The 12,914-nt window shown below is 35.2% G+C and carries 14 protein-coding genes; 8 read left to right on the top strand and 6 right to left on the bottom strand.

Annotated features, from left to right (window positions below):
• The first annotated feature begins 34 nt into the window (after nucleotides 1–34).
• Nucleotides 35–391: a 6-carboxytetrahydropterin synthase QueD gene (gene queD, locus AVL50_RS02310; RefSeq protein WP_062614862.1), complete on the top strand. Its 357-nt coding sequence runs from the start codon at nucleotides 35–37 to the stop codon at nucleotides 389–391.
• Between the two features lie 5 nt (nucleotides 392–396).
• Here queD and AVL50_RS02305 read toward each other — a convergent pair whose 3' ends face one another.
• A complete protein-coding gene (locus AVL50_RS02305; RefSeq protein ID WP_062614861.1) occupies nucleotides 397–693 on the bottom strand; it encodes a putative quinol monooxygenase in 297 nt (98 codons plus the stop codon).
• A 96-nt stretch (nucleotides 694–789) separates the two neighbouring features.
• Between AVL50_RS02305 and gldC the strand changes: the two genes are divergently transcribed.
• From gldC to yidC, 6 genes are all read left to right on the top strand, one after another.
• Nucleotides 790–1,131 carry a gliding motility protein GldC gene (gene gldC / locus AVL50_RS02300; protein ID WP_044201750.1) on the top strand — a complete coding sequence of 114 codons (342 nt, stop codon included), beginning with the start codon at nucleotides 790–792 and terminating at the stop codon, nucleotides 1,129–1,131.
• Between the two features lie 70 nt (nucleotides 1,132–1,201).
• On the top strand, nucleotides 1,202–1,666 hold the full coding sequence (locus tag AVL50_RS02295) for a hypothetical protein (RefSeq protein WP_062614860.1): 465 nt from the start codon (nucleotides 1,202–1,204) through the stop codon (nucleotides 1,664–1,666).
• A gap of 103 nt (nucleotides 1,667–1,769) precedes the next feature.
• Nucleotides 1,770–2,255, top strand: a complete 486-nt coding sequence (locus AVL50_RS02290; protein ID WP_062614859.1) for a hypothetical protein — start codon at nucleotides 1,770–1,772, stop codon at nucleotides 2,253–2,255.
• A 17-nt stretch (nucleotides 2,256–2,272) separates the two neighbouring features.
• A complete protein-coding gene (locus AVL50_RS02285) occupies nucleotides 2,273–3,184 on the top strand; it encodes a DUF72 domain-containing protein (protein ID WP_172826746.1) in 912 nt (303 codons plus the stop codon).
• Between the two features lie 87 nt (nucleotides 3,185–3,271).
• On the top strand, nucleotides 3,272–4,918 hold the full coding sequence (locus AVL50_RS02280; RefSeq protein ID WP_062614857.1) for a CTP synthase: 1,647 nt from the start codon (nucleotides 3,272–3,274) through the stop codon (nucleotides 4,916–4,918).
• Between the two features lie 183 nt (nucleotides 4,919–5,101).
• On the top strand, nucleotides 5,102–6,910 hold the full coding sequence (gene yidC / locus AVL50_RS02275) for a membrane protein insertase YidC (protein WP_063850512.1): 1,809 nt from the start codon (nucleotides 5,102–5,104) through the stop codon (nucleotides 6,908–6,910).
• A gap of 108 nt (nucleotides 6,911–7,018) precedes the next feature.
• Here the strand turns inward: yidC and AVL50_RS02270 are convergent, their stop codons facing one another.
• From AVL50_RS02270 to AVL50_RS02250, 5 genes are all read right to left on the bottom strand, one after another.
• Nucleotides 7,019–7,615, bottom strand: coding sequence for a hypothetical protein (locus AVL50_RS02270; RefSeq protein WP_062614855.1), 597 nt, complete (start codon nucleotides 7,613–7,615; stop codon nucleotides 7,019–7,021).
• A 70-nt stretch (nucleotides 7,616–7,685) separates the two neighbouring features.
• Complete coding sequence (locus AVL50_RS02265; protein ID WP_062614854.1) at nucleotides 7,686–9,572, bottom strand: amidophosphoribosyltransferase; 1,887 nt, start codon at nucleotides 9,570–9,572, stop codon at nucleotides 7,686–7,688.
• Between the two features lie 148 nt (nucleotides 9,573–9,720).
• Nucleotides 9,721–10,827, bottom strand: coding sequence for a leucine-rich repeat domain-containing protein (locus AVL50_RS02260; RefSeq protein ID WP_062614853.1), 1,107 nt, complete (start codon nucleotides 10,825–10,827; stop codon nucleotides 9,721–9,723).
• Nucleotides 10,828–10,925: 98 nt separating this feature from the next.
• On the bottom strand, nucleotides 10,926–11,336 hold the full coding sequence (locus AVL50_RS02255; protein ID WP_062614852.1) for a thiol-disulfide oxidoreductase DCC family protein: 411 nt from the start codon (nucleotides 11,334–11,336) through the stop codon (nucleotides 10,926–10,928).
• A 4-nt stretch (nucleotides 11,337–11,340) separates the two neighbouring features.
• Nucleotides 11,341–11,841: a hypothetical protein gene (locus tag AVL50_RS02250; RefSeq protein WP_157491109.1), complete on the bottom strand. Its 501-nt coding sequence runs from the start codon at nucleotides 11,839–11,841 to the stop codon at nucleotides 11,341–11,343.
• A gap of 68 nt (nucleotides 11,842–11,909) precedes the next feature.
• Here AVL50_RS02250 and AVL50_RS02245 point away from each other — a divergent pair, with 68 nt between their 5' ends.
• Nucleotides 11,910–12,854 (top strand): D-2-hydroxyacid dehydrogenase, encoded by a 945-nt coding sequence (locus tag AVL50_RS02245; protein ID WP_062614850.1) that lies wholly within the window; start codon nucleotides 11,910–11,912, stop codon nucleotides 12,852–12,854.
• Nucleotides 12,855–12,914 lie beyond the last annotated feature (60 nt).

Below are 12,914 nucleotides of genomic sequence, written 5' to 3'. Positions count from 1 at the left end.
TTTGCGTGATTTTTATTAGAATTAATACGTAAAGATGAAAATATTCAAATCATATACATTCGAAGCGGCGCATTTCTTACCTCAAATGCCTGAGGGACACCCGTGTAGAAGAATTCATGGTCACTCATGGAAAATGGAACTTCATTTTGATGGAGAATTAGTTTACCCTTATGAGTGGGTGATTGATTTTCATGAAATTGATACTGTTGTAAACCCTATTTACAAAGTATTAGATCATAATTTTTTAAATGAAATAGAAGGTTTAGAAAACCCAACTTCAGAAGTTATCTCAATGTGGGTTTGGAACAAGATCAAAAAAGAACTACCTGCTTTATATAAGGTCGTGATTTTTGAAACTCCAGAAGCTGGTACAGAATATTTAGGTGAATAGAAGACTTACTCTTTTATTCCAGTCTTATACATAGAAAAAGCCTTAGGTTTATCGTTGAACATTAATTTTGTTTTCTTCCATGTTGTTTGGAAAAAATCAGACTGACGATATGCTTCTAAGGCTTTTTCATTTTCCCAAATACTAAACGTCATAAATTGACATTGTATTGTTGCGTCTTGAAGCAACTCTACGGATTGACATCCCTCAAAACTTTCAATAGTTTCCCTTATTTCTAGGAACATATTCTGAAATTCCTCAACACATTCTTGTTTAAACGACATTCTTACAAATCGATGTAACATAATTAGTCTGAATTCATGAAAAATATTACAAATTGTCCATGAAAATATGCAACTTTGTAGGATAATAAAAATCACTTTAAGTTATATTTTTTAATAATGAAAGAGTCTAACATCAGAGTAAAGGTAGAATTGGATGAAAACAACGTTCCAGAGAAAATTTTCTGGAAAGCAGACGATTCTGATCAAGCGGGACTTCAAGAAACGCGTGCTTTTGATTTAAATATATGGGATCATGAACGTAAAGAAACTTTACGAATTGGTCTTTGGGGCAAAGAAATGACAGTTGACGAGATGAAATTCTTCTACATTGATACCATGGGAGGGATTGCTCAAAACATTTTCAATGCTACTGGAGATGAGAAAATGGCTCAGGAAATTCATGCAATGTGCAAGCGTTTGTCTGATCATGTGCATGAAACAAAAAATAAAGGAGAGTAATCTCAATACAAAGAAGACAATTGATTGCAATATTGATTGTCTTTTTTTCATTTCTAGCCCATTAGTTTAAATGCTCACACCAACATTACTCATTTGTCTGACTGTTTTTAGTCTCAGCCTTTGGAAAGTTTATTTAGGAGCCGTTATCTCTAATATCATAGGGTTCAACTACCTTCAAATGCTTTTATTGAACCTTTCAGCCGTATCTATGTCTTCCATTCTTACCATTTTTTTAGGACAAAGAATAAGTGATCTATTAGTCAGAAAAAAGAAAGGTGGTTATAACAAGAACCTTAAAAAGGTACTTATCCTTTGGAGACGGTACGGGTTTTGGAGTGCAGTAACCTTAGCTCCAGTATTACTTGGGGTACCAACGTATATTCTTATCGGCCTGCGGTTGAAAGAATCAAAACTTTCTCTATTGTCTTCTATTTTGATTTCCTCAACAATCTGGCTTAGTGTCTGTTATTTTCTTATGGATGTCTGGGATTTCTCTTCTTATCTTGATGTGGAAAAATATTTAACCTTTGCGTAGTTTATTCTAACTTATGTTAAAGTACTTTTAAAAATTTCTCATTCATTTTCTCAAGCTTTTATTTTGTCTTTATACTAGAAGATTAAAATACAACTAAAATATAATGAAACACCTCTTTTTATTGTTTATCGCTTTACTTTTAAATACCTCTTTATACGCTCAAGAAGAACCTTTGTCCAAAACTGAAGCAGAAGAAAAGTTTAGGCAAATAATGATGAGCAGTGATGTGAATATTGGAGGGTTATCTGAATTACGATACTATATTGAAACTGGCAATGTAAATTTTGATGATTATATCTATATCGCTCAATTATTGCGGGAATATCCAGCCTATACTGTTACACTTTTAGAGACAGCTCGTCAAATTTCCTTTTCTAGAAGAGAGACTACACTTTATAAAAGTTTGATTGAGTTGCCATTTTTAGATTTGGCCTCTAAGTATAAGTCTGAAATTCATAAATTTGTATTATTGGCACTTCGCTCAAAAAATGTAGAGGAAGATGCTAAACTTCAAGCTCAAATTGATAACCTTATCAATAAGTGCCATTACAAAACTATGGAGGCTTTTAAAGAGGGACAGTCGAACTAAAAAACAAGAACATGTGTATGGATTTTGGACGATTAAAAGATATCTCAGGAGTCAACTTTAAACTTCCGGAGCAGGATCATTATTCTAAAATGATGCTTCGAAATCATCCAAACTTTATCAATTTATTTAATTTCAGAATTGGAGCACCTGCTTGGTCTTGTTCTGAATGGAAAGGGAAAATATATCCTGATAAAGCACCACCCAATACCTTTTTACATTATTACAGTCAGCATTTTGATACCATAGAACTAAACTCCACCCATTATGGGATTCCAAAATCTGATACCTTGATCAAATGGAAGTCTACCGTTCATGATTCTTTCAAATTCAATCCGAAATTTCTACAGTCTGTAAGTCATAAAAAAAGATTACTTCACTGTAAAAATGATATTTATGAATTTACAGAAGAGATGCGGTTGTTTGAAGATAAGTTAGGGTATACATGGTTACAAATGCCACCTGATTTCACAACCAAAGAATCACTTCCTTTGCTGAAATTTATAGAAGCCTTTCCTGATGATATGAAGTTAGCATTGGAGCTTCGTCATTCTTCATGGTTCACTGATGAGCAAAAGTTGGATGAACTATCTGAGTTGTTGACAGCAAAAGGCTATGCAATGATCATTACTGATGTGGCTGGCAGAAGAGATGTGCTTCATATGAGAGTGACAACTCCTACGATTATGGTGAGGTTTGTTGGTAACGAAATGCACACGACGGATTTTTCAAGAGTGGATGATTGGATGAAAAGAATTCAATCTTTCAAACGACAAGGTTTACAAGAAGTCTACTTTTTTGCTCATCAACCAGAAGATATTTTATGTCCGGAGTTGGGGCATTATATCGGAACTCAGGTGAAAAAGTCACTTGATCCCAACATTATTTACCCAATTCTTAGAGAAAAGACAGAACAACGATCACTTTTTTGATCTAGTTACAAGCATTGACATACTTTATTTGCTAATTGAGAAGAACTCCTTTAGCTTTGCACAAACAAAATGTGAAATCTTCGAAGTATGTCTTCTCGTACACAAACAAAATTTATTTTTGTCACAGGTGGTGTGACATCATCCCTTGGAAAAGGAATCATTTCTGCGTCTCTTGGCAAACTATTACAGGCAAGGGGCTATTCCGTAACCATTCAGAAATTTGATCCATATCTAAATGTCGATCCAGGTACTATGAACCCTTATGAGCACGGTGAGTGTTATGTAACGGATGATGGTGCTGAAACTGACTTGGATTTAGGTCACTATGAGCGTTTCTTAAATGTTCCTACTTCTCAGGCGAATAATGTAACAACGGGTAGAATCTATCACAATGTTATCTCAAAAGAGCGTGAAGGGGCATATTTAGGAAAAACAGTTCAAGTAATTCCACACATCACAGATGAAATTAAAAATAATTTCTACAAAGTAGCTGAAAATGGCGAATATGATATCGTTATTACAGAGATCGGTGGTTGTGTTGGTGACATTGAGGCCTTGCCATTTATTGAAGCCGTTCGTCAAGCAAGATTAGAGCTTGGAGCTTCAAGATCTATGGTTATTCACCTTACGTTAGTTCCTTATTTAAGAGCTGCAGGTGAGTTAAAAACAAAGCCTACTCAGCATTCAGTAAAACAATTATTGGAAGCAGGTGTACAGCCAAACATCTTAGTTTGCCGTACTGAGCATCATATTCCAATGGACATGCGTCGTAAGATTGCATCGTTCTGTAACGTTGATCTTAATGCAGTAATTGAATCATGTGATGCATCTACAATCTATGATGTGCCATTATTGATGCAAAAAGAAAAGCTTGATGAAATCGTATTGATGAAATTGAGTTTACCAGCTTTCCAAGACCCAAATATTGATAATTGGTTAAGCTTCCTTCAGAAATTAAAGAATCCAAAGGATACTTTAAGAGTTGGTTTAGTAGGAAAGTATGTGGAATTGCCAGATGCTTATAAATCAATCGTAGAAGGTTTTGTTCATGCTGGTGCTGTGAACGAAGTAAAAGTGAAGTTGGAATACATCAAAGCAGAAGAGCTACTGGATAGAGAAGAAGCTGTGAAGATTTTGACAAGTTTAGACGGTGTTCTGGTAGCTCCAGGATTTGGTGAAAGAGGTATGGAAGGTAAAATCAATGCTTGTAGTATTGCAAGAGAAGAGAAAATTCCTTTCTTCGGTATCTGTCTTGGTATGCAGTCAGCAGTTATTGCATTCGGTAGAGATAAGGTTGGTTTGTCAAGTGCTAATTCATCGGAGATGGATGAGACGACAACTGAGCCGGTAATCGACTTGATGGAAGACCAAAAAAATCTTTCTCAAATGGGAGGTACGATGCGTTTAGGTGCTTATCCTTGTGAATTAAAAGAAGGATCTAGAGCACAAAAGGCGTATAAAACTTCAAAAATCTCTGAGCGTCATAGACACAGGTATGAGTTTAACAACGAGTATTTGGAGCAATATGAAGCAGCTGGTATGATTGCAACAGGTTTTAACCCTAAATCAGGCTTGGTAGAGATTGTAGAGATTCCTGATCATCCTTATTATGTGGGTGCACAATTCCACCCAGAATATAAGTCTACAGTAGAAAATCCACATCCTTTATTCGTTTCTTTCGTGAAAGCGGTGAAGGATTTGAAAGATAGCAAAGAATCAATTGTAAGTGCTTAATTACAATTGATTTAAGAGTAAGCCCATAGATATAATTATCTATGGGCTTTCGCTTTTATAATTCTTTTATTGTCTTTTTTCAAGATTAAGACAATAAAATTCGTAACTTTGCACGCATTTTAAGTACAAAAAGAACGAAATCATCAATAATATTTATTGATGTCGTAAATTAATAAGAGTAAAATGGATAAGAATCAAACGACAGGTTTTCTGTTGTTATCCGCACTATTAGTAGGGTACATGTTTTTCTTTCAGCCGGAAACTCCGCTGGAAGAGCCTACTCAGACGCAAGAAACTACTGCACCTGTAGTAGAAGGACAAACAGAAAATCAAACTTTTCAAACAGCTCAAGTTGAAAGTGACTCAGTATTAATGCAAAAATTTGGTGTGTTCGGCAGTGTAATGAACGGAACATCTAAAGAAGTTGCGATAGAAAATGAAAGTGTAAAGATCACTTTTGATACTAAAGGAGGTCACGTTACTGATGTATTGTTAAAAACTTACCAAACATACGACAAACAACCTTTACATTTAGTTGATCCAGCACATTATAAAGTTGAAGAGAAAATACCTACACAATATGGGGTAATTGATATCAATACATTAAAATATACTGCAAACGTTTCTATTGCTGGTGATAAAGTAGAAATGATTGCAAAAACTGCTGAAGGAAATGTTCTTATTAAGAGAACATACTCTTTAGAAGGTGAAGATTCTTATGTAGTGGATTATGATTTGGACCTTTCAGGTGTTCAGCCATTCATCCAAGGGCAAGATATCTCTTATGTGTGGCATCAAGATATGAAAGCAGTAGAGAAGGACATGAAAACTTCTCGTCAGAAAACTACTGTAAATTACTTCACGAAGAAGGACGACTTTGATTACTTGTCAATGACTTCAACTTCAAAAGAAGAAGAGGCAATTCAAGAACCATTAGCGTGGGTATCTGCAAAGCAAAAATTCTTTAACGTTGCATTGATCACAGATCAACAGTTCAACAGAGCAAATCTTATCTCTGATTACAACGAAGACAATACTGAAATTGTAAAGACTGTTGATATCGCTTTCCAAATTCCTTTAAATACGCTTCAAGCAGCAAACCTTAGATATTACTTCGGACCAAACGATTACCGTGTTTGTGAGGCTGTAACTACAGGTTTTGAAGATAACGTATACTTAGGTTGGGCTTGGACTACTCCACTTTCAAAATACATCTTTATTCCAATCTTCGAATTCTTAGAAGAATTTGAGTTAGGTTACGGATTGATCATCTTTATTATGGTGGTATTGGTGAAGTCAGTACTTTACCCACTTACTTTCAACTCTTACAAGTCAATGGCGAAAATGCGTTTGTTGAAGCCAGAGATGGATGAGTTAAAAGAGAAGTACGGTGATGACCAAATGAAGATTCAGCAAGAAACAATGAGCCTTTACAGAAAGGTAGGAGCTAACCCATTATCAGGTTGTATTCCTATGCTGGCTCAGATGCCTTTCTTCGTAGCACTTTATAACTTCTTCCCTAATGCCTTGCAATTAAGAGGGCAATCGTTCTTATGGGCAGATGATTTATCAACTTATGACTCAATCTTAGATTTACCATTCAGCATTCCTGCATATGGTGATCACGTGTCATTATTTACTTTACTTTGGGCGGTTTCAATGTTAGGTTACACTTACTTCCAAAACCAGTCACAAGTACAGTCAAACCCTCAGATGCAGATGGTATCTTACATCTCACCTGTATTCTTCTTATTCTTCTTCAACAGCTTCGCAGCTGGTTTAACGTACTACTACTTCGTGTCGAACTGTATCACGATCGTTCAGCAAATTGCTTCTAAGAAATTTGTAAACGAAGAGAAGATTCGTGCCGTCATGGAAGAGAATAAAAAGAAAAATGCCAATAAGAAAGCAGGCGGATTTGCTGCACGTTTAGACGAGGCAATGAAAGCACAGCAAAAGGCACAACAAGAAAATAAAAAGAAGAATAAATAATTCTCTTTTAGCGATAAGAAAAGCCCATCAGATTTAGTTTTGATGGGCTTTTTTGATGCTTTAAATTTTATGTTAACAACTTCGATGAAAATGCCTTTCCGGCCAATATTATGAAAAGAACCCTTTAATCTTATCCCAAATCGTTTCTTCGACTTTATTAATCTCCCCAATAGTAACAGGTGGATGATTTCCTTTCTTCCCTTTTGGAGGTAATGGAATGGGGTTATTAGAAAGCCTTTTAAACCATTGTCTTTGTTCTATTTGAAGTAAATACTCTTCCAAAGGCATATCCTGACCCCACATTCTTTTTAGTTTATTGACTCTGCTTTCAACGTCTTCTTTTGAAATATCAGTACGGGCTGCAATGGATTCAATAGAAAGTTTTTGATTGAAATAAAGTTGAAGCAAAAGAAGGTCTTCATCTCTAAATTTAATTTCTACTTCTTCAATAATAAACTCTTCAGTATTTTCTGGAAAATGACTTAATAAAATGTCTTTAAATTCTATTTCCTGATTCAAGCTTCCATAGAGTGTGAGTGTTAAAGCCTTACAAAAGCCTCTCTGGAATAAATATTTATCTTCTATATCCTTTTCCTCTAAAATAGGATAGAAGAAGTCATTGTAGGCTCTCTGAATAATTCTTTCTTCTTTATTCTGAAATCCTAAAATATATCTTGATGAGGGGAGTAGTATTCTTTCTTTCATAGTTTAAAATTAAAAACAAAAAGGCTAAGATCTTTCAATCCTAGCCTTTTGTTGAGAAGAAAAGTTTTGCTTAGTAAGCTCTAACTTCTTTTCCTTCCATATAATTTACAAAAGCTTTGTGTACAACTCTCATACCTCCTTTTGTTGGGAAGTTTCCAGTGAAGTACCAATCACCTAAATGATTAGGACAAGCTTTGTTTAAGTTTTCTACAGATTGGTAGATTACCTCTACGTCTGCCTTAATATGATCTAACTTGATGATGTTTGCAATTTCCTCGCTGATTTCATCATCTGTAAAGTTATTATAAAGCGACTGAACATGGTTTGTTTCAAAATCTTCAGCACGTAAGATTGATTTAGAACGGTAGTAAATCTCGTCCAATAAATCTTCCTTGCCTGTTTTTTTCATCAAGTTCACCATTGCTCTGAAAGCAACGAATTCCTTCATTTTCGACATGTTGATGCCGTAACAGTCAGGGTATCTGATTTGAGGGGCTGAAGAAACAACAATGATACGTTTTGGTTCCAAACGGTCTAACATGTTGATGATAGACTTTTCAAGTGTAGTACCACGTACAATTGAGTCATCCAATACCACAAGAGTATCTACTTTCTTTTTGATTACTTCGTACGTAGTATCGTATACGTGAGCAACCATATCATCTCTCATCGTATCATCAGCAATGAAAGTACGTGCTTTGACGTCTTTGATTACTAATTTCTCTTGACGAGGTCTGAAAGTCATCAATTGTTCTAACTCTTCTCCAGAAACACCTTTTTCTACTGCTTCCAAACGTTTCTTCACTAAGTACTTATCAATACCAGCCATCATTCCAAGGAAAGCAGTTTCTGCAGTATTTGGAATGTATGAGAACACTGTATTTTCAAGATCATAGTTCAACGTTTCAAGCACTTTTGGAACTAATAGCTCACCAAGTTTCTTTCTTTCGCTGTAGATCGCGGGGTCAGTACCTCTTGAGAAGTAGATTCTTTCGAAACTACAAGAAAGCTTTTCTTTTGGAGTTAAGTACTCTACTTCTTTGTAGTTGGCATCCTTGTCGATGATCAAAGCATTACCAGGACCGATCTCTTTGATTTTATCATATTCAGCATTAAATGCCGTCTTGATCGCTGTTTTTTCTGAAGCGACAACAACAATTTCATCATCAGCATAATAGTACGCTGGACGGATACCATTGACGTCTCTTGCAACAAAACCAGCACCATGACCTGTAAGACCCATGATAGCATAACCACCATCAAAATCTTTACATGAACGAGAAAGCACTTTTGAAAGATCAAGTTCTTTTTCAATACGTTCAGAAATGGCAATATTATCTAAGCCTTGTTCTTTGTATTGTTGAAATAAGTCTTGAACTTCAAGGTCAAGGAAATGACCAATTTTTTCCATTACAGTTACCGTATCAACATTTTCCTTAGGGTGTTGTCCTAAAGTCACCAATTTGTCGAATAACTCGTCTACATTGGTCATGTTGAAGTTTCCAGCCATGATTAACTGTCTGCTTCTCCAGTTGTTGTTACGCATGAAAGGGTGGCAATGTCCAATAGTGTTTTTACCATGAGTACCATAGCGGAGGTGTCCCATGTAAACATCGCCCATGTAAGGAATGTTTTCTCTTAAATAATCTGCATCAAGATACTTTGAAGTGTCTTTGCTTATCTTGTTCAGTTTCTTTCCTACCTTTTTAAAGATGTCATTGATAGGATCAGCTTCAATCGACCGAGCTCTGTCAATAAATGGATTGCCTGGCTTCATATTGAGTTTGATACTCGCAATACCGGCACCATCTTGACCACGGTTGCGCTGCTTTTCCATCAATAGGTACATCTTGCTGATAGCATATGTCGGAGTGCCATATTTCTCAATGAAATAAGACAGCGGCTTCCTAAGTCGTAGCATTGCAATGCCACACTCGTGTTTTATGACTTCACTCACTGGAGTATAGAGGTTAAATTAAATCCACTGCAAAAAAAGTCTTATTTCTATCTATTACCAAATTACCATCAATAAAATATTAAGGATATGTGATATAAAGATGAAATAAGACTTTTATTATATCTCTTTTACAAGCGTTTGAAATCCTTTAGAAGAAATCAGTTTCAACTTCAGGTCTAGCCTTTTTGAAAGCTTCTACATTCTCCGGACTCACTTGAGAGTCTCTGAAGTACATTATAGTGAGTGGCTTCACTTGTTCCATTGGCTTTACGTCCGCTACTTGAGATCCTGTAATAATCAAAATACTCAAAGAAGGTAATTCAATCAATGGACTAAGATCTGTGACAGGAGTATTAGAGAATGTAAGCTCATTTAAACCAACTGTTTTAGCCAATACCTCAATGTCAGTCACTTTACTATCAGAGAAGTAGAATGTATGTAGGTTTTTTAATTTTTTCAAAGCCGAAATTTCCTCAATCTCGGTGTTGCTGATATTGAGGTGCTCTAGTTTTTTTAACTTCTTAATAGCGTTTAAGTCAGTTACTTTCGTTTTTTGAATCTGAAGTAACGTTAGACCTTTAATTTTTGATAGGGGGGTTAAGTCCTCAACAGCTGTGTAAGACAATTTTAATTCCTTCAAGTTCTTTAATGAACTGAGGAATGATAAATCATTGACTCTAGTTTCATCCAATGATAAATATGACATAGATTCAAAGGCAGAAAGTGATACCCAATCTTCAAAGGCTTTATTCTGGAAAAGATCCAAAGTTTGAAGTGGAATATTTGCCAATGGTGCTAAACTCTTTACTCTAGTACCTGATAAGAATATCTCATGGATTGTAGTAGAGTGGTCAAGTGGTGAAAGGTCATTTACTCTAGTGTAAGCTAGGTTCAGTCTTTTAAGATGGTGCATATTTTTTAGAGGAGTAAGATCTTTTACTCTTGTGTAAGAAATATCAACATCTTCAAGAAGTGTCAGAGTTGCAATGGGGTCGAGTTTTGTGATAATTCTTTCATCTCCAAAATCATCATAACCAGAAGCGTTAATTGCTGTTAAATTCTGAATCCTTAGAAGCCCTTCTTCATTCATGTCATCTTCTTGCCACATAATTTGCGACATGAAAATTCCCTTCCAGTACTGATCTAATCCGTTCCACCATTCCATTGTCAGTTTTTCTTGTGCGAAGGAATATGTAGAGGAAATAAGTAGTAATCCTAAAAAGAGAAGGTTCTTTTTTAAAGTTATTAATTTCATTTTTTTGAAAAATGTTCAATTTCGTTGTTTTAAGGAAGCGGAAAACTAATAAGCCTTCAATTTTAATACGATCATTTTGGTTTCATATTGTGCTTCACTTATAATTCTGTAGTGGTATATCTTCTTTTTTGATGAATAAGGTCACACTGATCCTCTTTCTTACCAAAAAAAGAGTATCTATACTTTGCTATAAGATCGTACCAAAAATTAGTAAACCACATAGGAAAGTATTTTCCAACTTTAAATAAATACCAAGGAAACGATAATTCAGAAGCAATTTCTAAAGCTGCTTCCGCTTTTTTATAGGCATTATCGCCATCAATTAGGATAATGCTATCGGTGTAGTCTTTTGGAAGATGATGTTTTTTTAAAAGCATAATTCCTTCGGGCGACTGAAGGGAAGCAAAACTGAAAACTTCTTTTTTATCTCTTTTGATGATAAACTGTACACTCTTATCACATAAATTACAAATACCATCAAACAATACTATTTTAGGTGTTTTATTCATTTTGTTAGTCAATAATTTTACAAGAAGGGTTTCTTAATAAAACGGTTTGCAGTTGAGTTTGTTCTATTACACACCCTTTAATACTTAAAATTTTCAATGGTACATCTATTATTTCAGTGATGTCATCTACAAACGTATTATCAATATAAAGTTCTTCTAAACGGGCAGTCAACATCAAAGCGTCTAACGCCATAATTGAAGTGCCCTCTGCATGGATTTTTTTTGTCAGAGGGAAATATATAATGGGGTCAATATCATCAATAGGAAGATAGGCGCAATAAATTTCTTCCAAAGGGGAAAGTCTATTGAAAAAAGTGAAATTAGGCCAGTCTTCTACAGGTAGTTTTTCCTCGAAAAGGAGCTCGTAAACCTTAGAAGCTTCTTTATATTTTTCTAATAATGAAATAACTTTTTCAGTATCAACGCCTTCTTCCTGTATCTTAATACTGAGTACAATGATTTCCTTCCAAATTGCTGGGATTTTTCTCCAGGTAGTTACTTTCATTTTCTTATTTTTATGTGATTTTGAATAATTCTTGTGCTTTTTTCGCAAGGTAGAAAACATATAGTAAAATGGGAAAAATAGTTTTTTTAGACACCGCTTCATTGGGTGATGACATGAATGAAGAGCTTCATAAATTTAATGCTCTAGGAGAGGTAGTTTTTTATGATGCAACTAAACCAGAACAAACTAAAGTTAGGATTCAAGGTGCAGACGTGATAGTGACCAATAAGGTGGTCATCAATGAGGAAATGATGAAAGAGAATCCTCAACTAAAGCTAATCACTATTACTGCTACAGGGATGAACAATGTAGATTTAGTAGCGGCAGAAAAGTTAGGGATCAAAGTGAAAAATGCTGTTAATTACTCCTCAGAGAGTGTAGCACAGCAGACATTCGCAATGTTATTATCTCTTTTAAACCACATTCAAGAGTATGATTGCTTTGTAAAGGAAGGGAATTATTCTAAATCAGCGTCGTTTACATGGATTGGTCAGAGTTTTTATGAATTAAAAGGCAAGACTTATGGTATTTTCGGAATGGGAAATATTGGAAAAAGAGTAGCGGAGATAGCTACTGCTTTTGGAGCACATGTCATTTATTATTCCACTTCAGGTGAAGTAAGAGATGAACGTTTTGAATTGGTAAGTGCTGAAGACTTTTTTAAGAGATCGGATGTGGTATCTATTCATGCTCCACTTAATGAAAAAACTTTAAATGCCATTGCGACTAAAGAATTGGGTATGATGAAAAATAATGCGATCATTGTCAATGTAGGCAGAGGAGGGATTGTAGATGAAAAAGCTTTAGCCGTAGCCATTGATGAAGGCCAAATAGCTGGTGCTGCAGTAGATGTTTTCGTTTCAGAACCGACTCCTTCGGATAGTCCATTGATGAAGGTGCAAAAGAAAGAAAAGTTGATGCTTTCACCTCATATAGCTTGGGCAAGTAAGGAGGCAAGAGCAAAATTGTTATCTATCACATTTGAGAATGTGAAAGGGGTGATTGCTGATTAACTAAATTTGACAGAATATAATTAGAAGCCAGCATTTTTAATTTAAAAAGTGTTGGCTTCT

Source organism: Flammeovirga sp. SJP92, from assembly GCF_001583495.1.
Classification (GTDB): Bacteria; Bacteroidota; Bacteroidia; order Cytophagales; family Flammeovirgaceae; genus Flammeovirga.
Note: the sequence above shows the minus strand (reverse complement) of the source record. Positions and strands in the feature narration are given on the sequence as shown.

Bases quoted from the DNA above. Each gene is read 5' to 3' on its own strand.
- AVL50_RS02305 (WP_062614861.1), bottom strand. From the start codon at position 693: ATGTTACATCGATTTGTAAGAATGTCGTTTAAACAAGAATGTGTTGAG.
- AVL50_RS02290 (WP_062614859.1), top strand. From the start codon at position 1,770: ATGAAACACCTCTTTTTATTGTTTATCGCTTTACTTTTAAATACCTCT.
- AVL50_RS02255 (WP_062614852.1), bottom strand. From the start codon at position 11,336: ATGAATAAAACACCTAAAATAGTATTGTTTGATGGTATTTGTAATTTA.
- AVL50_RS02250 (WP_157491109.1), bottom strand. From the start codon at position 11,841: ATGAAAGTAACTACCTGGAGAAAAATCCCAGCAATTTGGAAGGAAATC.
- gldC (WP_044201750.1), top strand. From the start codon at position 790: ATGAAAGAGTCTAACATCAGAGTAAAGGTAGAATTGGATGAAAACAAC.
- AVL50_RS02285 (WP_172826746.1), top strand. From the start codon at position 2,273: ATGGATTTTGGACGATTAAAAGATATCTCAGGAGTCAACTTTAAACTT.
- AVL50_RS02295 (WP_062614860.1), top strand. From the start codon at position 1,202: ATGCTCACACCAACATTACTCATTTGTCTGACTGTTTTTAGTCTCAGC.
- yidC (WP_063850512.1), top strand. From the start codon at position 5,102: ATGGATAAGAATCAAACGACAGGTTTTCTGTTGTTATCCGCACTATTA.
- AVL50_RS02245 (WP_062614850.1), top strand. From the start codon at position 11,910: ATGGGAAAAATAGTTTTTTTAGACACCGCTTCATTGGGTGATGACATG.
- AVL50_RS02270 (WP_062614855.1), bottom strand. From the start codon at position 7,615: ATGAAAGAAAGAATACTACTCCCCTCATCAAGATATATTTTAGGATTT.
- queD (WP_062614862.1), top strand. From the start codon at position 35: ATGAAAATATTCAAATCATATACATTCGAAGCGGCGCATTTCTTACCT.
- AVL50_RS02260 (WP_062614853.1), bottom strand. From the start codon at position 10,827: ATGAAATTAATAACTTTAAAAAAGAACCTTCTCTTTTTAGGATTACTA.
- AVL50_RS02280 (WP_062614857.1), top strand. From the start codon at position 3,272: ATGTCTTCTCGTACACAAACAAAATTTATTTTTGTCACAGGTGGTGTG.